Source organism: Flavobacterium cryoconiti (genome assembly GCF_048158645.1).
GTDB classification, from domain to species: Bacteria; Bacteroidota; Bacteroidia; order Flavobacteriales; family Flavobacteriaceae; genus Flavobacterium; species Flavobacterium cryoconiti.
Window position 1 is genome coordinate 83,044 of record NZ_JBLNKW010000002.1, and the last position, 25,417, is coordinate 108,460.

A 25,417-nucleotide genomic window follows, 5' to 3' on the forward strand; every position below is an offset into this window, starting at 1 on the left:
ACCGTTTCTTTTTTTATTATGCTACAGCTTCTGCTCTCAATCGCTCTACTTCTGCATCGTGAATTCCTTCAATTTCACTATGTAATGTGAAGTCGAAATCGATTGAGGAAAAAGGCCTGTCTAATCCTTTTTCTTTGATTTTTTCCGCATCAGTAATTACGGTAAGATCCGGAACCAAACCTTCACGGGTTGCGAAAGCGAAATCATCCCATAAGTAAGGATCTCCTTCAAAGTTAATTTGTGTCGTTAATTTTCTGCAGCCTGGTGCTGAAACAAAGAAATGAACGTGAGACGGACGATTTCCATGACGACCAATGGCACTCAAAAGTGTTTCTGTTGATCCACCAGGAGGAACTGCATATCCGGAAGGAAGGATGCTGCGGAATTGATAGTTTCCGTTTTCATCCGTTTCTATCGTTCTGCGTAAATTAAAATCGGTTTGTGATTGGTCAAAATAAGAATAATTCCCTTTCAAGTTGGCATGCCAAACTTCTACAATTGCATTCGGAATTGGATTGTTATTATCATCCAAAACTTTTCCTTGCATGAAGAAAATTTCCCCTTGTTCTACTTCAGTTCCATCGTCCAAACGTGCAAATCCTTTTGATTTTGGTGCGCCTGCAACATAAAGTGGTCCTTCAATAGTTCTTGGTGTTCCACCGGTCATTCCTGCTTTTTCTTCCTCTTCATCCATACGTAAGTCTAAGAAATGTTCTAATCCTAAACCTGCGGCGATTAAACCATATTCTCCATTTTGACCCGCCTGTGTTAAGAAATTAACTGCTGTCCAAACTTCGTCCGGTTGGATATCTAAATCTTCGATGGTGTAAAACAAATCACGAAGGATTCTGTTTACAATTGCTTTGGCTCTGTCGCTTCCGCCTTCTACTTTTTCAGTACTTTCAATTTTTTGAAGTAATCCGTCTATTTGTGCTCTAGTCATGATATTGATTTTTTTAATTTATTATAGTTTTTTTGATTGTTTAAAAGGGTTACAATTCTCCTTCTTTAATCGAAGAATAATGTTTGCATAATGATTTCACTTCGATTTCCATAAAAGGAAAAAGGGGTAAATTGCTCAGAATCTCATGAAGTTCAGCCGGACTTTCTACATTGAAAATACTGATGTTCGAATACTTCCCGACGATTCTCCAAATGGCTACCCATTTTCCGCTGCGTTGCAAATCTTGGGACATTGCTTTTTCTTTTGTTTTTAATTCGTTTACAAAATTCACATCGGAATCATGTGGAATTTTTACGGTCATTTCTACGTGGAATAACATAGTGCTAATTTTATTTGCGTTTATATTGGTTGAGTTTTTCTAAATCTAATTCCAAGCCTAAACCTGGACCTTGTGGGATTTTCATCGAAGCATTCGAAAATGCTATTTTGGTTTTTACAATATCATCCGTTAACAATAATGGTCCGAAAAGTTCCGTTCCCCAAGACATTGTTTTTAACGTACTAAAAGCATGCGCCGAAGCCACAGAACCAATTGTTCCTTCCAATAAGGTTCCTCCGTACAAACTGATATCGGCCGCTTCTGCAATTGCAGCCACTTTTAAAACATTATGCAATCCACCTGATTTTCCGATTTTTAAAGCGAAAACATCGCCTCCTCTTATTTTGGCCAATTTATAAGCATCCGTACTATCGTTCAATGCTTCATCGGCCATAATCGGCACGGTAAACATTTTGGTTAAACGAGCCAAACCTTCAAAATTTTCTTTAACTATAGGCTGTTCGATCAAATCAATTCCTGCTTCCTGAAGTTTAGCAATGCTTATTTTTGCGGTACTTTCGTCCCAAGCCTGATTCACATCCACCGTTACTTTTGCTCTGTCTCCCAAAGCTTTTTTGATTGCGGCAACGTGTGCGATTGAAATTTCCGGAGCTTGCCAACCAATTTTTAATTTGAAAGTAGTGTGTCTTCCGATGGCTAAAAGATGTTCGGCTTCTTCAATATCCTGTTGTGTATTTCCGCTGGCCAAAGTCCATAAAACAGGTAAAGTTTCCGTAATTGCTCCTCCCAATAAAGTAGCGACAGAAACACCCAATCGTTTTCCATGCGCATCTAGAAGTGCTGTTTCAATTCCTGATTTTGCAATTCGGTTGCCTTTGATGTTTTTTTCAATCCAAAACATGGCTTTGTGAATGTTGGTCGCATCCTGACCCACTAATAAAGGAGCAAAATAAGTATCAATATTGAGTTTCATACTCTCCGGAGATTCCTCTCCGTAACTCAATCCACCGATTGTTGTCGCTTCTCCAATTCCTTCAATTCCATCACTGCAAAACAAACGAATGATAACCATAGTTTGTTTTTTCATGACAGTCATCGAGAGATGATGCGGACGAATTGTTGGTAAATCAACCAGAATGGCTTCAATTTTTTCAATAATAGGATTATTCATTTCTTAGTATCTAAATTTATTTGATTTCGACAGGAGTAAGTACTCACTCACAAATAATTGAGTGCTCACTTACTGTTTGCTTATCACAAATTTATAGCTAAAAGCAGGGTCTAAAATTGGATTAATTTGCTATTAATGAGACAAATCAAACAAATAGACAAAAAACATAACCATTTGTTTATAATGCCTTTAAATGAAAAAATAGATAGAAAAATACTTAATTTCCTTTTAAAAGCAGGACAAACAATACTTTCTGTGGTAAAAAACGAGTGGAGTGATTACTTACGTCCTAATTGACTTCTGAATTCTTTGGGAGTCAGCCCGGTTTTTTTCTTAAACAAACGCGTAAAATAAGCGGGATCTTCGATATCTAATTCATACGAGATTTCAGCAATTGACATATCAAAATTGCGCAGGTAAATTTTAGCTTCGTCAATAAAAAAATTAATCACAACATCTTTTGGCGATAAGCCGGAAACATCCTTACAAATTCGGTTGAGATGTCCGCTTGAAATAGCTAAGCGAGCCGCATAGTCTTCAACGCTTATTTTAAAAGATTTTTGTTCCTTAATTAATTGAATAAAACGCCTGTAATACATTTTATTCTTATTATCAGAAAGATGAACAGCGGATGAAGTAACAAATATCCGATACAAACGCAACAACATCATTCCAACCAGATACTGCAAAGCGTGCTGTTTACCCGGTAGTTCAGAATAATATTCCTCGATACATTTACGAATGGTTATTAAAGCGTCATTGATTAATTTATCTTCTTCGTCCAGTTTTGAAATATGAATTTCGTCTATCTTATTGATGATATCCGTATCGAGTTTTAACATATTCTCCAAGGATTTATCATAAAGTGAGATAACCCATCCTTTAGTATCCGCATTCATGCGTAAACCATGACTGATATTTTTTGGAATAGAAAAAAAAGAAACACTTTCCACAATTTGACTTTCGCCATTAATTATTAATTCCAAAGAGCCGCTTTCTACCACAAAAATTTGAAAAAGGTCACTATGTGCATGAGGTTTAATATACCATTCATGGCGTTTACCGGTTATTTCCATAGGTGTAATATGAATAATATCCCTAACCATATCGATAGAGTTATCACCATAAATCCCCTTAAAAAATAATTTACTTCTCATGTATTATTTTAGCTCAAAAATTATTTTGAAACCTATCAAAGATACTACAAATACAACTATATCGTTTGAGTACTATTTAACATTTTTTAGATATAAGAAAATGCTTTGTGGTATTCTGATATGGATTGGATGTATTCAATTTTGAAAGTCGGTATGAAAAAAGTGCCATAAAAGCCAAAATGTCAAATACTGTTGTTTGACTGACTTCCTTCATAACGAAAAAAAACGTTGGATGCATTCCTTTTGAAATTACACCCAACGCGTTAAAAAATTAAAATTTAAGAACTGTGGCAAATACTACTCTCCAAGTTCCTATCAAATTCAGATTGCTCACCGCTCTTCCGCTGTTATCCGAATTTCCCCACTGGGCAGCTGAATATTCTGCTTCCAAACCAAATTTTAAATTTTTAATCGGCACTTCAATTCTTGGTGCCAATCGATAAATATAATTGATGGTTCTGGTCGTTGTATTTCCTGAAGCGGCTATACCTCCTACCATGTTTGAAAATCCATAAGCTACTGCTTTTCCTGAAATCGGATTATTGGCACCGTCATTTTGGCTAAAGCCAGCAAAGAACCCAGGAATTATTTTTTTAGTTTTCCCGGTTAAATCAATCCAAAAAGATTGTGTTGCTATGGTCGAATAGGTTTCTAAACCCGGACCTGAAGTGGGTGTATATCCTACATACCCCCCAAGCATAATGAAGGATGTTGCGTTTTCGCCATACATTGCTTCTGCTTTTATAGTCATGGGCTTCGTTTCAAAACGGCCATACGCCATAACGGAAACACTGTTGAGTCTTTCATTAGAAAAATCATTGGCCAATCCAGAACCTGTTTTAGGGCGAATTTGCTCAAAATGACCCGCCAAACCTACCAGAACATCTTTATTTTTATAATTTACCTGAACATGTCCGGAAGGAATTGAACTGTTTCTGTACGGAGCCGTATTCGAAGTAAAATCCCTTTGTGAAACGGCTGCTATCATCAGATTAAAATGAGTATTCAACTTTTGGGTAAACCGAATCTGAGGATTTCTGTTGTACGGCATGTAAGGCGCACCTCCACTAAAATTAACTACTCCGGGAAACATTTCCGGAATGGTTAGTGGATGCCAAAATTGACCTATTCCTAACTGGCTTTTTTTCCAATCCAATGTAATCCAAGCATGTCTCAAACGAAATTCATTGATTCCTCCTTCTGCGTTACCAAAAAAATCACCTTCAAGGAATCCGGCAGTTTTTGCGCCCAAAACATCCGGTGCATTTACTTTGGCTCCAGCTCTGGATAATACATCCAGCATTTGAAACTTGGAAGCTGAGTTTCTGTCTTTCCCATTGGCATCAAAGTCAACATCTTTCCCCCAAAGCACCACTGCTGCTTCTCTTACATCAACAGTCTGACGGGAATCAAACACCGCATCATGCCGAATAAAACCAGAGAACTTAACATCAAAAAGCGGTTCTTTTTTCTCTAATTTGATAGCAATAACACTATCCTTTTTTTTAATGGTTTCCTGAGCATTAAGCAGCACTGCCGTAAATAACAAACCAGTTACTGCAACTATTTTTTTTAACTTCATTTCTTTATTTTTTGTGTTCTATAAACCCTTAACTATTTAGGATTAATCTTGATTTTACTTGTCTATTCTTCGGGAACAATAGTATTTAGTGTTGTCATTTCCTTCTGCTGTACTTGTGTTTTTTTCTCCTGGCTGTGCTTTACATTAATAAAACAAACTGCCAAAGCGCCTACAGCTCCCGGGATAGCAAATGCCACAAAATTGATTTGGAAAGGCAATTCTAAACCCATCAAAGCCCCACCCAAAATAGGCCCAAGTATAGCACCCAATCTACCTATTCCAGATGCCCAGCCAATCCCGGATGATCTAATGTTTATAGGATAAAACTGTGCGACATACGTGTAACACAATATTTGTGTACCAATAGTGGTTGCTCCTGCAATAGCGATTAAAATATACAATACCATCGTTGAACTTTTGAAACCAAGTAAACTCAAAGAAATAGCAGCCACGGCAAAAAATGAAATCAGTACTGTTTTTAAATTAAATCTGTCGCCAAGCCAGCCTCCGCCAATAGCTCCTGCCATGGCACCAACATTTAAAACCAATAAAAAAGTAAGACTGGAACCTAATTCATAACCTGCTTTAGTCATTAATTTAGGCAACCAAGAATTCAAACCATAAACCATCAAAAGACAAGTAAAAAAAGCAACCCAGAACATAATTGTACTTACGGTTCTGTTATGTTTAAAAAGTTGGTTGACACTCGCTCCGGCAGCTTTAGCCTCTCCAGAATCTAAAACATCGCCTTGTTTAGGAACGTAAGTTGGCTCAATAAGGGAAAGTATTTTTTTAGCCTCATCGGTTCTATTTTGCTTCGCTAAAAACCCAACAGAATCCGGTAAAAATTTAATAATCAAAGGCAGTAAAAGTATGGGTACCAATCCAACATAAAATACGGATTGCCATCCAAAATTTGGAATCAAAAATATTCCCAATCCGGCAGAAAGCATCCCTCCTACAGAATAGCCGCTAAACATCAATGCTACTAAAGTACTTCTGACTTTTTTTGGAGCATATTCAGTCATTAAAGCCACTGCATTTGGCATTACCCCGCCAATTCCAAGTCCTGCAAGAAAACGCAAAATTCCAAATTGTAAAGGTGTTTGTGCAAATCCATTGATAAAAGTGAATCCGCTGAATAAGAAAATACAAATAATGATTGCTTTTTTTCGTCCAATACGATCGGAAAGCGTTCCAAATATCAGTGCTCCAAACATCATCCCAAAGAGCGCATAACTCCCCAAAGTTCCTGCTTCTAATGGCGTTAAATGCCATTTATCCATCAATAAAGGCAAAACTACCCCATAAATAACCAAGTCGTACCCATCAAAAATAATGATTAGTGCACACCAGAATATCACCGTCCAATGAAATCGGTTCAGCTTTGCGTTGTCTATCAAATTATGAATATCTATTTTTCGCATAATTTTTTGTTTTTTAGTTAAAAATTTAATGGTTATTGGTTAATAGGTATTGCAGGCTGTTATATGGTTGAGCCCGTTTTCAACAAATTTCTCCATATAAAAATTTGTATGTTTAATAGGATTTACACCAAGGTTTATTTTGGTCCATTCCTTATATGTGATGCATCATTTACAGATGCTGTTTCTCATTTTAAGCACAATATAATTGGCACTCATCAAGAATTTAGTAGTTAAACGACATACTTATTCCGTAATACATTTGCACTATAATTAGCACATTACCAATAAAAATAAATTTAAATTACACAAAACATAATTATTAACTGTTTTTAATATTGATATGCAAATATTGAAATTATTCAAGATGAAAAATTGTTCTTTTAAATCAAAAACTGGACAAATCAAATGTTTAAAAGAAATTGAAGATGAAAAAAGAATATTTAAATCCTTTTTTTACCAATAACAAAAAGGGAGAATGTAAAAAATAGGAATTTGTAAATCAGACTTGTAAGTATAGTCCAAACCAGTTTCCCATGATTGTGGCAGCAAAAAGTAATACTATTCCAAATTGAAAGCAAGTGGAGTATTTATGCCTCTTTATAAATGCAAAGATTGTAGCGCAAGATGCAGTATTAAAGTTGGAATAATATTTAAAGACTAATATGCATCGCTATCTTAAGACGTGACAAGGCCCCAATAAAAAAGAGCCAGTCAAAATTGACTGGCTCTTTAAATTTGAAATATTTCTTATTTCCAACCTCCTCCTAAATCCCTGTAAACATGGACTACGGCATTAAGTTGTTCTTTTTTGGTTTCAATCAACTCTAGGTTGGATTCCAATGCATCACGTTGCGTCATCAGAACTTCAAAATAGTCAACTCTGGCAGACTTAAACAAGTCATTAGAAACATCTATCGAACGATTCAATGCAGCTACTTGTTGCGATTTCAAGTCATAGCTTTTTCCAATATTACTGATCTTAGAAAGCTGGTTAGAAACTTCCAGATAGGCATTTAGAATGGTACGCTCATAGTTATATAAAGCCTGAAGTTGTCGTGCATTGGCAGAACTATACTCGGCTTTGATTGCATTTCTGTTGATAAGTGGTCCGGCAATATCTCCGGCCAGAGAATAAAGTACCGACTCTGGAAGCGTAAACAAGTACGATGGTTTAAAAGCATTTAATCCTACTACTGCAGAAATATCTAATGAAGGATAAAACTCGGCTCTAGCCACTTTTACATCTAGCTTTGCAGCAGCCAGTTCTAATTCTGCTTGTTTGATATCTGGACGATTAGACAATAATTGCGAAGGAATTCCGGAATTGACAGCAGAAGGTACTAAACTTAAAAAATTACTTTTATCCCTCGCTATATCCTGCGGATAACGCCCCAGCAAAAAGTTGATTTTATTCTCCGTTTCTTTTATATTTTGAAGAATATCAAACTCCATACTTTTGGAAGCCATTACCTCTGCCTGAAACTTTTGAACGGCCAATTCCGTTGCTCTAGCAGCTTCTTTCTGAATTTTTACGATTTCTAAAGCGTTAGATTGCAGTGTGATGTTCTGTCTTACAATATCCAATTGGCTATCTAAAGCCCGCAATTCATAATAAGAATCAGCAATCTCAGCAATAAGGTTCGTAATCACGAAGTTTTTACCTTCAACAGTCGATAAATATCGGCTCACTGCAGCTTTCTTAGAATTGCGCAGTTTTTTCCAAATATCAACTTCCCAGTGGGCATAAGCTGCCAGTTTGTAATCTTGTAATACTTCTGGAACTATATGACCCGGTGTAATCTCCGCAGATGCATCCCCAGCTCCTTGACTGGTATACTTTCCTACTCTTTCAACTCCTGCTCCTGCCCCTAAACCAACTGATGGTAAGAGCAATCCTTTTTTTACACGGATATCATTCTTTGCAATCTCAATTTCCTGCAGAGTAATCATCAATTCCTGATTGTTTTTTAAGGCTGAATCGATCAAATTTACCAGATTCTGATCCTTAAAATAGGTGCGCCAAGGAGTGGCTGAAATAGTAGTTGTATCCGTACTTTTATCGAATGATTCAGGAACAGGTTTACTTGCTGTCAACGGTGCAATAGCCGGAGTACAACTTACCACCGCTAGGCAAATGCCTAGCGGGATAATATATTTATGTAACTTGATTTTATGCATGATTATTATCAATTTCTTCGGTTAATGGATTGTTATTTTGTTTTTTTACCATCTTGATTTTTGCAGCAATACTTCCGAAGATATAATACAATCCCGGAATAAGCAATACTCCAATAACAGTTCCTAAAAGCATTCCCCCAAGCGCAGCAGAACCAATGGTTCTATTACCAATTTTACCTGGGCCACTTGCAAATACCAATGGAACTAATCCCGCAATAAAAGCAAATGAAGTCATCAAAATAGGACGAAATCTTACTTTGGCACCTTCCATGGCAGCTTCTAAAATGGTGGCTCCAGCTTCGTGTTTTTGAACAGCAAACTCGACAATCAAAACCGCATTTTTACCCAGTAAACCAATAAGCATAACAAAGGCAACCTGAGCATAAATGTTGTTTTCTAAACCGCATATTGAAAGCAATAGAAACGATCCAAAAATACCTGCTGGAAGTGATAAAATCACGGCAAAAGGCAACACAAAACTTTCGTATTGAGCGGCTAAAACCAAATAAACAAAGAGCAAACAGATTAAAAAGATGTAAATAGCCTCGTTACCACGACCTACCTCATCTTTAGAAATACCTGCCCAGTCTATACCAAATCCTCTTGGCAAAGTTTTTTCGGCAACTTCTTGAATCGCTTTGATAGATTCTCCACTACTAAATCCTGGTGCCGATTGTCCACTAATTTCAGAGGCATTGTACATATTATGCCTTGTGATTTCAGACAATCCATATACTTTTTCCATTTTCATAAAAGCCGAAAACGGCACCATTTCGTCACGATCGTTTTTAACATACAATTTCATAATATCTTCTGGCAAAGCCCTGTATTCTGGCGATGTTTGAACGATTACCTTGTATTGTCGGTCGTATTTGATAAAACTAATTTCATAATTACTACCTACCAATGTCGAAAGTGTATTCATGGCATTATCAATCGAAACTCCTTTTTGCTGGGCAATATCATTGTCGATTTTCATCATATACTGCGGAAAACTGGCACTATAAAAACTAAATACTGATGATAATTCTGGTCGTTTATTCAATTCTTTTACAAAATCGTTATTTACGGTTTCCATTTTTTTATAATCACCAGAACCAGCTTTGTCCAGCAAACGCAATTCAAATCCACCTGCTGCACCATAACCGGGTACGGCTGGTGGTTGGAAAAACTCAATTGTAGCTCCCGTAATATCTTTGGATTTTTCCTCGAGTTCTTTCATAATCTCATTTGCCGAATGCTCCCGATCTTCCCAACTTTTTAGGTTAACCAAACAAGTTCCAGAATTAGAACCTGTTCCTTCTGTCAAGATTTCAAATCCGGCCAAAGCAGATACCGATTGTACTCCTTCGATTTTTTCTGCAATTTTTTGCAATTTTAAAGCCACATCATTGGTTCTTTCTAATGAAGAGCCCGGAGGTGTTTGTATAATCGCATAGAACATTCCCTGGTCTTCGTTTGGAATAAATCCTGTTGGAAGACTGTTGTTTAAGAAAAAGATTCCGATACAAAAAGAGATGAAGGCAATAAAGGTGATAGACCTTTTGTTAACTATTTTCCCAAGTATTCCTTGATATTTACCTGTAAGTTGGTTGAACTTATTATTAAAACCGTCCAAGAAATTGTTCAAAGGCGTTTTCTTTCTAGGTACACCGTGAGCGTTTTTAAGCATCATCGCACAAAGTGCAGGTGTAAGAGTTAGTGCCACAACACCAGACAATATAATACCTGTTGCCATTGTGATAGAAAACTGACGGTAAAAAATACCTACTGGACCAGACATAAAAGCAACAGGAATAAACACCGCTGCCATCAAAAACGTAATGGCTATAATGGCACCACTAATTTCGTGCATTGCTTTTTTGGTAGCCTTGAGTGGGCCTATATGATCTTCTTCCATCTTGGCGTGTACTGCCTCGATGACCACAATAGCATCATCGACAACGACACCAATAGCCAAAACAAGGGCGAATAACGTAACCAAATTGATCGTGATTCCAAAAAATTGCATGAAAGCAAATGTTCCAATAAGCGAAACAGGTACTGCAATGGCAGGAATAATTGTAGAACGCCAATCTCCTAAAAATAAGAAAACTACCAATCCTACCAGAATAAAGGCTTCCACCAAGGTATGAATTACTTTTTCGATAGAAGCATCAAGAAATTTAGAAGCGTCATAACTTATTTCATAATCAACTCCTTTAGGAAATGATGATTTCTTGATTTCGGCTAATTTTGCTTTTACGTCTTTAATAACCTGACTTGCATTACTTCCGTAAGATTGTTTTATGGTAATTGCCGCCGATGGTCTTCCGTTCAGGTTTGAATAAATATCGTACATCGAACTTCCAAATTCTATATTGGCAACATCTTTAAGACGAAGTATTTCTCCGTTTGGATTCGATTTTAGAATAATGTTTCCGTACTGTTCTTGAGTAGTAAAACGTCCTGAATATTTCAATACATATTCAAAGGCTTGTGAGCGTTTTCCAGAACTTTCTCCAGTTTTTCCTGGCGATGCTTCTAAACTTTGTTCTTCTAAAGCCTTCATGACCTCATCAGCAGAAATTTTGTAAGCCAGCATTCTGTCTGGTTTCAACCAAACTCGCATTGCATAATCTCTATTTCCTATAATATCTGCATCACCAACGCCATCGACTCTTTTAAGTTCCGAAAGAATATTGATATCTGTAAAGTTGTATAAAAACTTTTGATCCATCTTTGGATCTTTGCTATACAAGTTAACGTACATTAAATTATTCGATTCTTCTCTAGTAATTTTCACCCCTTCTCGAACTACAAGCGGTGGCAGTTTATTTACAACAGATGCAACTCTATTCTGAATGTTGATAGAGGCTTGATTAGGATCTGTTCCTAAATTAAATATTACTTGTATAGATGCCTCTCCGTCATTACCTGCATCCGATGCAATATATTTCATTCCAGGAACACCATTGATGGCTCTTTCTAAAGGAATAACAACCGATTTAATCAATAACTCATTATTTGCTCCAGGATATTCTGCTGTTACATTTACTTTTGGGGGCGAAATAGAAGGCAATTGGGTAACGGGCAAATGGGTCATTGCCAAAATACCAAGCAAGACAATCATCAGCGATATTACTATCGACAGTACGGGTCTTTCTATAAATTTATTAAACATTTTTTATGATTTAAGATTACGTCTATTCTGCTTTTAATTTCAAATGATTCAGCACTTCTTCTGGTTTCTCAAAATCGTATTTGATTTTGTCATCATCCTTCACTTTCTGAACGCCTTCAAGTAGTATCTTGTCAGTTGCCGCAAGACCACTTTTCACTACATATAAATCGGGCATTTCGCCAGTAATGGTAATTTCTCTTGATCTGACAACATTGTTTTTATCCACCACAAAAACGTATTTTTTATCTTGAATTTCGTAAGTTGTTTTTTGAGGAATTACCAAAGCATTCTTAACAGGAACGGTCATCAAAACTTTACCGGTTTCTCCGTTTTTCAATAATTTATCAGGATTTGGGAAGCTAGATCTAAAAGCGACATTACCAGTTTCGCTATCGAACTCGCTTTCTATAAGTTCTACTTTTCCTTTATATTTCAAAGGTTTTCCGTTTGCCAAAAGCAAGCTTACATGACTATCGCCACGGCCTTTTATATTGTCTTGATATTCTAAGTATTCGGGTTCAGAAACGTTGAAATAAGCAAACATCTTACTATTGTCAGAAAGGCTAGTCAATAATTCTCCTTCTTCAACTAAACTTCCTATTTTTTTTGGGAGTCTATCGATAATTCCTGCAAATGGTGCCCTGATTTCGGTAAATGATAAATGGAGCTTTGCCATGGCTACTTCGGCTCTCGCTTGTGCGAGCTTGGCTTGTGCGATAGCTTGTTCATTTTTGGAAATTACATTTTTGTCGGCAAGTGTTTTGGCATTTAAAAGTTCTATTTCAGCACTTTTTGCTTCGGCTTGTGCTTTTAGCAATTCGGCCTCATACATTTTGGGCATAATTCGGAACAATAGCTGACCCGCTTTTACAGCTTGCCCTTCGTCAACATAAATGTTTTGCAGAAACCCTTTTTCTTGTGTTCGGATTTCAATATTTCGTACAGATTTTATCTGCGAAACATACTCTTTGGTAAACGAAGTGTCGATTACGGCAGGATTGGTTACCGTGAATTTAACTGTTTCTTCTTTTTCTTCTTTTTTAGTTGTACAGCTTATTAAGCACAACAGGGCTATAAAGCCAGTAAAAAGGGCATTTTTCTTCATGGTTTTAAATAAAATTGGTGCGATTTAACGCAGTGAATTCGGGAATTTATTTGGATGGAAAAAGGCATCAGTTGTCAGGGCGAGACCTAAACTGTCGTGCAAAAGGAAATTTGGTTACTATACATCCACATTTAGGTATTCATAAACATACCTTTTGTAACCGATGTATGGTATATCAAATAATTAAAACGCTGTTTATGATATAAATAGCAGATGAATTGCCGCAAAAAGGCATGAAGATTTTAAAACGCTTGAAGTAATAATTTGAAATAGACAATTGAGAGACTGGCAAATACCAGCTATCAAGCAAACTGTCTTTTTCAGCAAAAAATTTATTAGCAACTCCGTCTTTAATATCATTACCGCTGGAGTATTCCTCATCTAAATCTAAATCAGTATACTCAATTACGATACTACTTTGATTTTTATTTGTAAGTTTTGCTTGCTGGTTTTTTACAAGATTCGGAGTTAAAACATGGCTGATGTGGCTATGATTTGTATCTGCATGAAGATAACTCCCTCCGCCTAGCAGATGGATACACAGATATACAAAAAATACAACTACTCTCATTTGGGAGCCAAAAGTAATAAAAGAATTGAAAAAATTGAAAGGAAAGGAAGAAATTGTGTTGGATTTAACAAGCAAAAGTAACGAAAACGTTTTCATTAATTAATCTGAAATAAATTTTTCTAAAATAAATAATTGAACACAAAACAGTTAATAAATTTAAACTTACTAAACTTTTCAGAACATTAAACCACTTTTCTGGATTATTAAAATACTTAATAAATCAATGTTTTAAAATGAGTAAGTTTATTCAAATCTTGCATAAAATGATTCGAAAAATATCTCGATAAAGCTCCAAAATCATGATTTTAAAGGTGATTTTTTCTAGACTAAACGATTAGTCGGCGAAAAAGCTAATTGGTACTATCTCTTAAAAATATCCTAAATAAACTTCTTTAAATAGATATATCGGGAAAAGTCGATATATTTGCAGTATGGATCATATAGAAATATTTAAAGCATTATCAAACAAGTCCAGATTACAAATGCTGGAATGGCTAAAAGAACCTGAAATAAATTTCCCTGAACAACTGGCTGCAGGTTTTGAGCATGGTGTTTGTGTAGGACAAATTCAGGCCAAAGCAGGACTAACCCAATCAACGGTTTCAGAATATTTATCAATACTACAACGTGCCGGGTTCATCGAATCAACTCGTGTTGGGCAATGGACATATTACAAGCGCAACGAGAAAGCATTTACAGCACTCAGCAAAATAATCGAATCTAATCTATAAATAATTATGAATACAAATAGTTTGTTTACGCCCTTCAACTTGAAGACGCTAAATCTTAAAAATAGAATTGTAATGGCGCCTATGACGCGCTCTTTTTCTCCAAATGGAGTACCTACAGATGAAGTCTCGGCTTATTATCAAAAAAGAGCTGAAGGTGAAGTAGGTTTGATATTATCTGAAGGAACGGTTATCAATAGACCTTCTTCTTCAAACGATGCTAATGTGCCTCACTTTTATGGAGATAAATCCTTGGCAGGATGGAAACAAGTAATTGATAGCGTGCATTCAGCAGGTGGACAGATGGGACCGCAGATATGGCACATGGGTATCATGGATAATCATCATTCCGGTTGGGTTCCTCCAGTCCCATTTGAAGGCCCATCAGGATTAAACAGACCTGGGTTTAGCAACGGGACTACGATGACAACAAATGATATCGAAAATACCATTTTAGCTTTTGGAAAAGCTGCGGCTGATGCCAAAAGATTAGGTTTTGATTGTATTGAAATACACGGTGCTCATGATTATCTGATAGATCAGTTTTTCTGGGATGCAACAAATCAACGTACCGATAATTACGGTGGAAAAACTTTAGCAGAACGTACTCGTTTTGCGGTAGAAGTGATTAAAGAAATTAGAAAACAAGTGGGCGAAGATTTTGCAGTGATTATGAGACTTTCACAGTTCAAACCATCGGATTATACTTTTAAACTGGCAAAAACACCTCAAGAAATGGAAGCTTGGCTTAGCCCGTTGATTGATGCCGGTGTCGATATTTTACATTGCTCACAACGTCGTTTTTGGGAACCTGAATTTGAAGACAATGATCTTAACTTTGCAGGATGGGCTAAGAAACTAACAGGTAAACCAACTATTACTGTAGGTTCTGTTGGGCTTTCTGGAGATTTCTTTGGCGCTTTTGCAGGTGAAAGTTCACAGCCAACCTCTTTAGATGAATTAACAAGGCGTTTGGACAGAGGAGATTTTGACCTCGTAGCCGTTGGAAGACCACTTTTATCAGATCCGAATTGGGTTGCCAAAATAAAAGAAGGAAAAAATGACCAACTAAAAGGCTTTAGCAAAGAAGCTTTAGGTGAATTAGTATTGGAATAATATTTAAAGACCTAAAAATTATTTTTATAAGAAATTCATCTTGTAATAGTCAAACCAAAAAGAGAGAAATTTTAGTAATTTCTCTCTTTTTTTATAAAATCATTTGATTCTTCAATCGATCAGACAATTCTCTTCTATAAGTAATACCGATAGGTAATCTTTCTTTTTTAATGATGACAAAATCTTTTTCGGTAGATTCAATTTTGTCTAAAGCTACAATATACGATTTATGAATGCGCATGAAGTTTTTTTCCGGAAGGCATTTCTCGAATTCAGTGGTAGTAATTGAAGCTAAATATGTTTTTTTTAAAGTGTGCAATTTCACATAATTACCAAAACTTTGTGCAAACAAAAGCTGATTTAATTCGATATCCATAAAATAACCATCCACTTTCACGTTTACCGAATTGACTACCACTTCCTCCGTTTTGATTTTACTGTTTTCTGTAGAGAAAAAACGTTCAACAGCCTTTAAAAAACGAGGGAAATAAATGGGTTTCAATAAATAATCAATGACGCCATAATCATAACTTTCAAGAGCAAATTCAGAATAAGCAGTTGTTAAAATTGTTTTGGGATGTGTTGGAATAATCTTTAGCAATTCAATTCCAGTAATTTCAGGCATATTGATATCTAAAAACATCAAATCGACTTTATTTTCTCGAAGATAATCCATGGCTTCAATACCATTATACCCTTGAAAAACCAATTCTAATTGTGGATTCTGTTTGATATAATTTACCAAAACATAATGTGCTGCTGGCTCATCATCAACAATAATGCATTTTTTGGTTTCTTTCATTATACAAACTTTTTGAGCTGCAATTTAAGATCTACAATATACGTATTTTTATCATCTTGAATGTCTAATTTATAGTCTTTTCCATAAATTAGGTTCAACCGCTCGATGGTGTTTTTTAAGCCAATTTTAGTCGAAACCACCCCTGTTTTTTTATTTGGAATTGAATTGACTACATGCAAGTGTAGCAACCCATTTTCGACGGTAATAATAATGCGAACGAAACATTTTTCGATAGCGCAAGTTCCGTGTTTGAATGCATTTTCAATAAAAGCAATCAATAACATGGGTGCAACTTTATAAGCATTTTCATTATCAATTTTACAATCGTAGGTAATATCACATCGGTAAGCTACACGTTCTTTTTCAAGTTGTATGTAACTGTTGATAAACTCCAGTTCCTCTTCAAGAGAGACACATTGTTTACTATTACTTTCGAGTTGATACCGCATTAATTGTGACACTTTCATAATCAAATCAGGCGTTCGATCAGGAAATTCTAAACTAATTCCGTAAAGTGTATTAAACGTATTAAATAAAAAATGAGGATTCAGTTGTCCGCGAAGCGAATTCAATTGCATTTGGTTGAACAGCAAGGTTTCGTCGGTTTGTTTTTTATGAATTCTGTAGAATTTAAAAACAATAATCGGACTCAAAATGCAAACTAATGTTCCTAATATACTGGCCAATTGATAGACGTAACTTCTTTGATGTGAAGTTTGATACAAATACGAATTATTAAATATCTCAAAAGTGGAAAATTCATATAAAAGTACCGAAAAAACAACTACTGCTATGACTGAAACGAGCAAATATGCTAAAGGACGTTGCGCCTTAAATAATATTGGTAAAAGAAAAAAACGGTTGAATTGTGCGTGAAAATATAAGATGAAATAGTAAAAAATACCCAAAGAAATAGAGCTCAACGAGCTGAATAACATCCAATCATTTTTTAAGGTAAAAAGCGTAAATGAAAAGGCAACAACAGCAATTTCTTGCCACCATTGGTTATCCATTATGTTATCAATTTTTTTACTCATTATTAATACTTAAATAGTTTGCAAATTAAGCACAAATATTTAATTTATATTTGTAATAAATGACCAATTGAATTGGTCATTTATTATTGCATTACATCATTTAACGGGGCAAATATTGGGCTAAGAGAAATAATTTTGCTTCATAATTTTATACTTTAAGATTTATGCATTTGAAAAAAATCACATTATTATTTTTCTTGATTTTTGCCACCACTAGTTTTGCACAGACCTTGTCTTTAAAAGAAGCTATAAAAACTGGACTTGAAAACTATGGTTCGATAAAAGCAAAAAGCAACTACGCCAATGCTTCGCGAGAAAATCTAAAACAATCACAGCGTGATTATTTGCCCAATCTTAATCTGTCCGCACAACAAGATTACGGAACGATTAACGGGCAAAATGGTGCTTTATACGGATTTAATGGATTAGGAACTGCTTCTTCCGGACCTGCATTACCGGAACAAAACTGGAATGCTGCCTTTGGTGCCCTTTATTTAGTCAACATGAACTGGGACTTTTTCACTTTTGGGAAAACACAACAAAAAATTAATCTGGCCAAAATTGATGTTCAGAGTCGTGAAAACGATTTGCAACAAGAAAAATTTCAACAAGAAATCAAAATCTCAGCGGCTTATCTGAATTTATTAGCCAGTCAACGATTATTGATTTCGCAGCGAAAGAATTTAGATCGTGCTAACGTTTTCAAAAGAACGGCAGCTGCAAGAGTGAAAAACGGTTTACTCGCCGGAGTGGATTCTACTTTGGCAACAGCCGAAGTTTCGAAAGCTAAAATAGCTTTAAATCTGGCTAAAAATTTTGTGAAGGAACAAAACAATAAATTAGTCGATTTGATGGGAGTTGCCCCGCAAGATTTTGTTGTGGATACTCTTTTTGTAAATCAAATTCCGAAAGAATTATTAACTGGAATTGCTTCTGATAGCTTGCATCCGCTACTTCAATATTATAAAACGAAGATTAACTATAGCAATCAACAAGTTAAATTGTACAAACGTTTTTACTACCCAACCATGAGTATGTTTGGCGTTTTACAAACAAGAGCTTCCGGATTTAATTCGGATTATGGAACGAATCAAACTTCTTTTAACAGAAATTATTTGGATGGTGTAAATCCCGATCGTACTAATTATTTAGTTGGAGTCGGGATTAGCTGGAATTTAACTACTCCGTTCCGAATGAGCAAACAAGTTAGCGCCCAAAAGTTTATTTCGCAAGGTTTGCAAGAAGAGTACAACCAGATTGATCGAGAACTAAAATCACAATTGAGTTTAGCCGATGATAAAATAAAAATTACGTTAGACAATTATGCCGAGGCTCCAGTACAAGTCAATGCTGCCGCTCAAGCTTATTTGCAAAAATCAACTTTATATAAAAACGGATTAACCACTTTGACCGATTTGACGCAAACTATATACACTTTGAATCGTGCCGAAATTGATCGTGATATCGTCAATAATAATGTTTGGCAATCCTTTTTGCTTAAAGCGGCTGCCACAGGCAATTTTGACTTATTTATAAATGAATTTTAATTAAAGATCCTAATGAATTTAATACGTTTTGCACTCCGCAAACCCATTTCGATACTGGTATTGGTTGCAGGTTTATTTTTCTTCGGAATCGGGGCCATCAAAGACATTAAGGTAGATATTCTTCCTAAAATGAATTTGCCGGTAATTTATATTGCACATCCTTTTGGTGGATACACTCCAGACCAAATGGAAGCTTATTTTGCTAAAAATTATGTCAACATTCTTCCTTTTGCCAATGGCGTAAAATCAGTTGAAACCAAGAATATTCAGGGTTTGATGATCATGAAATTGACCTATTACGAAAATACCAATATGGCGCAAGCAGCTGCTGAATTGAGTGCTTTATCCAATAGAGTTCAAGCAGCATTTCCTCCGGGTACACAACCGCCTTTTATCATTCGTTTTGACGCTTCCTCTTTACCAATCGGGCAATTGGTACTGAGTAGTAAAATTAGATCCAATAATGAACTGCAAGATTTAGCAAATGTGTATGTTCGTGCTTATTTTACTTCCATTCCAGGTTTATTATCTCCGGCTCCCTTTGGCGGAAGCCCAAGAACCATTGAGGTCAACGTAGATCCAGATTTGTTGCGTTCGCATAATATGACACCTGATCAAATTGTGGAAGCTATAAAATTGAACAACCAAACGGCTCCTTCCGGAAACGTGCGAATTGGGGATAAAAATTACATTACCCCTACTAATAATACGATTAAAGAAGTTAAAGATTTTGAGAAAATACCATTGTTTAAAGGCAGCGTTCAAAACTTGACTCTTGGTGATGTCGCGACCGTAAAAGATGGAGCTGATATTACGGCTGGTTATGCTTTGGTAAATGGAAAACGTTCGGTTTATATTAGTATTGCAAAAGCGGGAGATGCTTCGACTTGGGATGTAGTTCAGAAATTAAAGTCTGAATTGCCAAAAATTCAAAGTACATTACCTGAAGATGTAAAATTATCGTACGAATTTGACCAATCGGTTTATGTTATCAATTCGGTTAAAAGTTTAGTTACCGAAGGAATTATCGGAGCGGTGTTGACTGGATTGATGGTTTTATTATTCTTGGGAGACAGACGTGCCGCATTAATCGTAATTTTAACGATTCCAATATCCATTATTGCTGGTGTTTTATTTTTGAAATTATTCGGACAAACCATCAACTTGATGTCCTTGAGCGGACTGGCTTTGGCTATCGGAATTTTAGTGGATGAAAGTACGGTAACAATCGAAAACATTCACCAACACCTTGACATGGGAAAACCCAAGGCACTTGCCATTTGGGATGCCTGTAAAGAAATTGCATTGCCAAAATTGCTGATTCTACTTTGTATTTTAGCCGTTTTTGCTCCTGCTTTTACCATGGTTGGAATTCCCGGAGCGTTGTTTTTACCTTTAGCGTTAGCGATTGGGTTTTCAATGGTAATTTCGTTTTTACTGTCCCAAACTTTTGTGCCCGTTATGGCGAATTGGTTGATGAAAGAACATCCAAAAACAGAACATGCCCCTAATATTACTGATGATGAAGCCGAGTTTAATGCTTGCGGATTAACTCCTGAATCAGAGAAGGATTTAATCAGTCAGAAAAAAGTAATGATTGAAAGAGACGATTTCAATAATGATGGAAAAATAGGTGTTTTTGAAAGATTCAGAATCCGATTTATGAAAACCTTAGATCGTCTTTTTCCACACAAAAAAGCAACCACTTTGGTTTATCTCATAGGAATTACACTTCTGGCCGTAGTATTTCTTACTTATATTAGAAAAGATGTTTTTCCAAAGGTAAATTCGAGTCAGTTTCAGCTTAGAATGCGAGCTCCTGTAGGAACACGCTTAGAGCGTACCGAAGAAAAAGCGGTTTTAGTCTTGAAAGAATTAAAGAAAATGGTGGGTCAAGAACATATCGGAATTTCATCGGTATACGTGGGGCAACACCCTTCCTTATTCTCCATTAATCCCATTTATTTATTCATGGCGGGTTCGCATGAGGCTGTTTTTCAAGTTAGTTTGAAAGATTACGAAGCCGATATGGATGATTTTAAAGATGATCTTAGAGCTAGAATAAAAAAAATTCTTCCTGATGTAAAAGTCACTTTCGAACCTATTGAACTTACGGATAAAGTCTTGAGTCAAGGATCGCCAACTCCTATTGAAGTTAGAATTGCTGGAAAAGATAAAAAACGAAATGAAACCTACGCCAATCAAATTGTCGAGAAGCTTCAGAAAATATCTTATTTCAGAGATGTACAAATTGGGCAACCGATTCATTATCCTGCAATGAATATCGATATTGACCGAACTCGTGCTGCCGAATTGGGTGTGGATATGAATGATATTTCGCGCTCGTTAATTGCTTCCACTTCTTCTTCCAGATATACGGAGAAAAACACGTGGATAGATGAAAAAACAGGTTTGTCAGTTGCAGTACAGGTACAAGTTCCTTTGAATAAAATGAAAAGCAAAACAGATATTGGTGAAATTCCAGTATTAAAAAATTCGTTACGTCCTGTTTTGAGTGATGTTGCTAAAATTACACCTTCATTTGTAAGTGGTGAAAATGACAATTTAGGGGCTATGCCCTACATTACCGTTACAGCAAACATCTACCAAACCGATTTAGGGACGGCAACAAAAGATGTAGCTACAACAATAAACTCATTGGGCGAATTGCCTCGTGGCTTATTCATCGAACCTATTGGTATGAGTAAAGTATTGAGTGAAACATTAAGCAGTTTACAAGTCGGATTATTGGTTGCCATCTTTGTAATCTTCTTAATGCTAGCTGCTAATTTTCAATCGTTCAAAGTTTCTTTAGTAATTTTAACCACGGTTCCAGCTGTAGTTTTAGGTTCGTTATTAATGTTAACGATTACGGGTTCTACCCTAAATTTACAATCGTATATGGGAATCATCATGTCCGTTGGGGTTTCGATTGCGAATGCCGTTTTACTGGTTACCAATGCCGAGCAATTACGCAAAATAAATGGTAACGCCTTAGAATCGGCACGAGAAGCGGCAGCTTTACGACTTCGACCAATTATTATGACCAGTGTGGCTATGATTGCTGGAATGTTACCTATGGCAATTGGTGAAGGTGAAGGTGGCGGCCAAGTTTCTCCATTAGGAAGAGCCGTTATTGGTGGATTATTATTTTCGACCTTTGCCGTTTTACTAATTTTGCCGCTAATTTTTGCTTGGGCACAAGAAAAAACAACCACACAATCTATTTCTTTAGATCCTGAAGACGAAGAAAGCATCCATTATATATCCTCATTAAAATCAGAAAATGAAAAGTAAAATACTACAATCGACCATGCTATTTTTTGTAGCACTATTTTTTCTAAACAGTTGCAATTCGAATAAAAAAGAAGAACCAGTTGTGGAAATAGAACCTAAAACGGAAACCTTTCTTTTAGAAAAAGAAAAACTAAGCACTGAGTTGCGTTTACCAGCTGAATTGTCTGGTTTTCAACAAGTAGATTTGTACGCTAAAGTGAGTAGTTTTGTTAAAATTTTAAAAGTAGATATTGGGTCAAAAGTAACCAAAGGACAACTTTTGATTGTTTTAGAAGCTCCTGAAATCAGTTCACAATTAGCTGCTGCCGAATCGAAATTAAAATCAATGGAAGCTATTTATGCAACCAGCAAAAGCACTTACAACCGTTTGTATGAAACAAGTAAAGTAGAAGGAACTATTTCTAAAAACGATTTGGAATTGGCTAACGGAAAGAAAAATTCAGATTACGCCCAATACCAAGCAGCAGTTGCAGGACATAAAGAAGTTGCGATTATGAGAGGTTATCTTGAAATTCGTGCTCCTTTTGATGGAATTGTAACTGCTAGAAACGTCAATTTAGGAACTTATGTAGGCCCTTCCGGAAAAGGCTCTGATTTACCTTTGTTGACGATACAACAACAAAATAAGTTGCGTTTAGCAGTTTCTATTCCAGAACTGTACACGGGTTATTTGCACCAAGGTGATGAAATGAGTTTTAGTGTAAAATCATTACCGGATACCTTTAAAGCCACGATTCAAAGAATGTCTGGTGCTTTAGATTTAAAACTGCGTTCCGAACGTGTTGAAATGGACGTAAACAACACTCATGGTAATTTATTACCTGGAATGGTTGCTGAAGTTTTATTGCCGCTGAATGCAAAAGACAGCACTTTTGTAGTACCAAAATCGGCTGTGATTAATGCTGCCGAAGGTACTTTTGTCATTAAAGTAACAAACCATAAAGCATCAAGAATTACCATTAAAAAAGGAAGAGAAATTGATGATAAAATTGAAATTTTTGGTGATTTAAACCTAAACGATAAACTAGTTAAAATTGCTAGTGAAGAGACTAAAGAAGGTGATATTATAAATGAATAGCCACTGATATTTGGTGCACGGTTCGATTCCATACTCTTCGGTTTCTTACTTATAAAAAATCCATTTTACATCCTGTAAAGTGGATTTTTTTATAGTTATTATCACCCTATTTTCCATTGATTACAACATTTAAAAAAATATCCAGTTCCATTAGCAGTTTAATTATACTTTTTAGTTTGAATTTTGTAAATTTGTTTTTATGAGTAAAGGGGAATCAATACAAGAATTTTACGAGAATAAATACGATTTTATGCCCGATAATCTGCGTAAGGAAATTGGTCATTTCAATGTGTTTAAACTAGAACCTTATGTAGGAAAGGGAGCCAAGCCCGCACCTTACAAACGAAGAGATTATTTTAAAATAACACTTGTTAAAGGAAATGGAAAATTTCATTACGCCGATAAAGTTGTTGAAGTACAAAAGAGTGCAATCGTATTTTCTAATCCTCAAATACCGTATAGTTGGGAACAAAGAGATCGAATAATCGGTGGATACTTTTGCATTTTTGATCAAGCCTTTTTTCATCACTATGGAAATCTTAATCAGTATTCCCTTTTTCAGCCGGATGGCAACCACGTTTTTGAAATAACTGATGAGCAATTAAAAATTTTAAGCGCAACCTATGACCGTATGTTTGAGGAAATTAATTCTGATTACATACATAAATACGATGTCCTTAGAACCATTGTTTTTGAAATAGTTCACTTTGCTTTGAAAATGGCTCCTTCAGATAATTTAACTAAACAGCCACTCAATGCTGCCCAACGCATTTCTACATTATTTTTAGAATTGTTAGAACGTCAATTCCCTATTGATGATCCGCACCAAATAATATCCCTCCGCTCTGCTTCAGATTATGCCGAAAAGTTGAACGTACACGTTAACCATCTCAATAGGGCTATAAAAGAAACCACTGATAAAACCACTTCACAGATTATTGGGGAACGTATTGTACAGGAAGCAAAAATCCTGTTGAGAGAAACTGCATGGTCAGTATCCGAAATCGCTTATGCATTAGGTTTTACCGAAGTAACCCACTTTAATAATTTTTTTAAAAAGCATATTCAGCTAAGTCCTATGAAGTTCAGGAATGTTTGATTTTCGTAATTTATCGTTTCTTTTTCGTTATTCTATGCCCTAATCCCATACTACCTTTGTAACCTAATTTATTAATTTAATTATTAAGGATATGGAAATGCAAAAAAGAAAACTTGGAAACAGTGGTTTAGAAGTATCTGCTTTGGGAATGGGCTGTATGAATTTAAGTTTCGGTACAGGTAAAGCGGTTGATATCAATGATGGTATTCATGTCATCCGTACAGCGTTTGAAAAAGGCATCATCTTTTTTGACACTGCCGAAGCCTATGGTCCACTGAGTAATGAACTTTTGGTTGGCCAAGCTTTGGAACCCATTAGAAAGCAAGTAATCATCGCTACTAAATTTGGGATGATTTCAGACACAGGAATCAATAGCCGCCCGGAACATATCCGCAAAGTAGCTGAAGAATCTTTGAAAAGACTGAAAACAGATTATATTGATTTATTTTACCAACACCGTGTTGATCCTAACGTGCCGATTGAAGATGTTGCAGGTACGCTAAAAGATTTAATACAGGAGGGCAAAATCAGACATTACGGACTTTCGGAAGTCGGTGCTGAGACCATTCGTCGTGCACACGCTATACATCCAGTAGCGGCTGTTCAAAATCAGTATTCTATCTGGACGAGAGAACCGGAAACATTAGTATTGCCAGTCTGCGAAGAACTTGGTATTGGCTTCGTGCCTTGGGGACCACTTGGAACAGGATTTCTTGCAGGCAATATAACAACCGACACCAAATTTGACAGTGCCACCGACTTACGCGCCAGTTTCCCACGCTTTACATCAGAAGCCATAAAAGCCAATATGCCTGTTGTTGAATTGTTGCGAAATATAGCGAGCAAAAAAGATGCTACACCTGTTCAGATTGCTTTGGCTTGGTTACTGGCACAAAAACCTTGGATTGTTCCCATTCCAGGAATGGACAAAGTGGAATACATCGAGGACAACTTAAAATCTGTAAACGTTGAATTAACCAAAGAAGATCTTCTGGAAATTGATACTGAAATGTCAAAAATCAATGTGCAGGGTGCAAGACTTAGTGAAGGTTTGCTTTCTATGTCGGAAGATTAAAAAGTAAAAAGGCTTCCCTAAAAATCAGGATAAGCCTTTT

At 36.0% G+C, this 25,417-nt stretch carries 19 protein-coding genes; 7 read left to right on the forward strand and 12 right to left on the reverse strand.

Annotated elements, in window-relative coordinates; translation table 11 throughout:
* Window positions 1-16: 16 nt before the first annotated feature.
* The 10 genes from catA to ACM55H_RS03380 form a co-directional block, all read right to left on the reverse strand.
* Window positions 17-943: a catechol 1,2-dioxygenase gene (gene catA, locus ACM55H_RS03335; RefSeq protein WP_416835159.1), complete on the reverse strand. Its 927-nt coding sequence runs from the start codon at window positions 941-943 to the stop codon at window positions 17-19.
* A 49-nt stretch (window positions 944-992) separates the two neighbouring features.
* Window positions 993-1,283 carry a muconolactone Delta-isomerase gene (gene catC / locus ACM55H_RS03340; protein ID WP_416835160.1) on the reverse strand — a complete coding sequence of 97 codons (291 nt, stop codon included), beginning with the start codon at window positions 1,281-1,283 and terminating at the stop codon, window positions 993-995.
* A 10-nt stretch (window positions 1,284-1,293) separates the two neighbouring features.
* Complete coding sequence (locus ACM55H_RS03345) at window positions 1,294-2,415, reverse strand: muconate/chloromuconate family cycloisomerase (protein WP_416835161.1); 1,122 nt, start codon at window positions 2,413-2,415, stop codon at window positions 1,294-1,296.
* Window positions 2,416-2,693: 278 nt separating this feature from the next.
* Complete coding sequence (locus ACM55H_RS03350) at window positions 2,694-3,572, reverse strand: AraC family transcriptional regulator (protein ID WP_416835162.1); 879 nt, start codon at window positions 3,570-3,572, stop codon at window positions 2,694-2,696.
* A gap of 271 nt (window positions 3,573-3,843) precedes the next feature.
* The gene (locus ACM55H_RS03355) at window positions 3,844-5,154 is read right to left on the reverse strand and encodes a DcaP family trimeric outer membrane transporter (protein ID WP_416835163.1); all 1,311 of its coding nucleotides are present in this window, start codon (window positions 5,152-5,154) and stop codon (window positions 3,844-3,846) included.
* A gap of 62 nt (window positions 5,155-5,216) precedes the next feature.
* On the reverse strand, window positions 5,217-6,581 hold the full coding sequence (locus ACM55H_RS03360) for an MFS transporter (protein WP_416835164.1): 1,365 nt from the start codon (window positions 6,579-6,581) through the stop codon (window positions 5,217-5,219).
* 747 nt (window positions 6,582-7,328) lie between these two features.
* Window positions 7,329-8,759: a TolC family protein gene (locus ACM55H_RS03365; RefSeq protein WP_416835165.1), complete on the reverse strand. Its 1,431-nt coding sequence runs from the start codon at window positions 8,757-8,759 to the stop codon at window positions 7,329-7,331.
* Window positions 8,752-11,922 carry an efflux RND transporter permease subunit gene (locus tag ACM55H_RS03370; protein ID WP_416835166.1) on the reverse strand — a complete coding sequence of 1,057 codons (3,171 nt, stop codon included), beginning with the start codon at window positions 11,920-11,922 and terminating at the stop codon, window positions 8,752-8,754. Before ACM55H_RS03370 ends, ACM55H_RS03365 begins: the two co-directional genes overlap by 8 nt.
* Window positions 11,923-11,944: 22 nt before the next feature.
* The gene (locus tag ACM55H_RS03375) at window positions 11,945-13,027 is read right to left on the reverse strand and encodes an efflux RND transporter periplasmic adaptor subunit (RefSeq protein WP_416835168.1); all 1,083 of its coding nucleotides are present in this window, start codon (window positions 13,025-13,027) and stop codon (window positions 11,945-11,947) included.
* Between the two features lie 175 nt (window positions 13,028-13,202).
* Window positions 13,203-13,598, reverse strand: a complete 396-nt coding sequence (locus ACM55H_RS03380; RefSeq protein WP_416835169.1) for a hypothetical protein — start codon at window positions 13,596-13,598, stop codon at window positions 13,203-13,205.
* 431 nt (window positions 13,599-14,029) lie between these two features.
* On the opposite strand from ACM55H_RS03380, the gene ACM55H_RS03385 reads away from it, so the two are divergent.
* Entirely contained in the window at window positions 14,030-14,329 is a 300-nt protein-coding gene (locus ACM55H_RS03385) for an ArsR/SmtB family transcription factor (RefSeq protein ID WP_305628110.1), read from the forward strand.
* A 6-nt stretch (window positions 14,330-14,335) separates the two neighbouring features.
* Window positions 14,336-15,442 carry an NADH:flavin oxidoreductase gene (locus ACM55H_RS03390; protein WP_416835170.1) on the forward strand — a complete coding sequence of 369 codons (1,107 nt, stop codon included), beginning with the start codon at window positions 14,336-14,338 and terminating at the stop codon, window positions 15,440-15,442.
* A 91-nt stretch (window positions 15,443-15,533) separates the two neighbouring features.
* Here ACM55H_RS03390 and ACM55H_RS03395 read toward each other — a convergent pair whose 3' ends face one another.
* Window positions 15,534-16,244 (reverse strand): LytR/AlgR family response regulator transcription factor, encoded by a 711-nt coding sequence (locus tag ACM55H_RS03395; protein ID WP_416835171.1) that lies wholly within the window; start codon window positions 16,242-16,244, stop codon window positions 15,534-15,536.
* Window positions 16,244-17,281, reverse strand: coding sequence for a sensor histidine kinase (locus tag ACM55H_RS03400; protein WP_416835172.1), 1,038 nt, complete (start codon window positions 17,279-17,281; stop codon window positions 16,244-16,246). The genes ACM55H_RS03395 and ACM55H_RS03400 overlap by 1 nt, the downstream gene beginning before the upstream one ends.
* A 164-nt stretch (window positions 17,282-17,445) precedes the next feature.
* On the opposite strand from ACM55H_RS03400, the gene ACM55H_RS03405 reads away from it, so the two are divergent.
* From ACM55H_RS03405 to ACM55H_RS03425, 5 genes are all read left to right on the forward strand, one after another.
* Window positions 17,446-18,828: a TolC family protein gene (locus ACM55H_RS03405; RefSeq protein WP_416835173.1), complete on the forward strand. Its 1,383-nt coding sequence runs from the start codon at window positions 17,446-17,448 to the stop codon at window positions 18,826-18,828.
* A 12-nt stretch (window positions 18,829-18,840) separates the two neighbouring features.
* A complete protein-coding gene (locus ACM55H_RS03410; RefSeq protein WP_416835174.1) occupies window positions 18,841-22,125 on the forward strand; it encodes an efflux RND transporter permease subunit in 3,285 nt (1,094 codons plus the stop codon).
* Window positions 22,115-23,203, forward strand: a complete 1,089-nt coding sequence (locus ACM55H_RS03415) for an efflux RND transporter periplasmic adaptor subunit (protein ID WP_416835175.1) — start codon at window positions 22,115-22,117, stop codon at window positions 23,201-23,203. The genes ACM55H_RS03410 and ACM55H_RS03415 overlap by 11 nt, the downstream gene beginning before the upstream one ends.
* A gap of 199 nt (window positions 23,204-23,402) precedes the next feature.
* Window positions 23,403-24,302, forward strand: a complete 900-nt coding sequence (locus ACM55H_RS03420) for a helix-turn-helix domain-containing protein (protein WP_416835176.1) — start codon at window positions 23,403-23,405, stop codon at window positions 24,300-24,302.
* Between the two features lie 148 nt (window positions 24,303-24,450).
* Window positions 24,451-25,377 carry an aldo/keto reductase gene (locus ACM55H_RS03425; protein WP_416835464.1) on the forward strand — a complete coding sequence of 309 codons (927 nt, stop codon included), beginning with the start codon at window positions 24,451-24,453 and terminating at the stop codon, window positions 25,375-25,377.
* The last annotated feature ends 40 nt before the right edge of the window (window positions 25,378-25,417 follow it).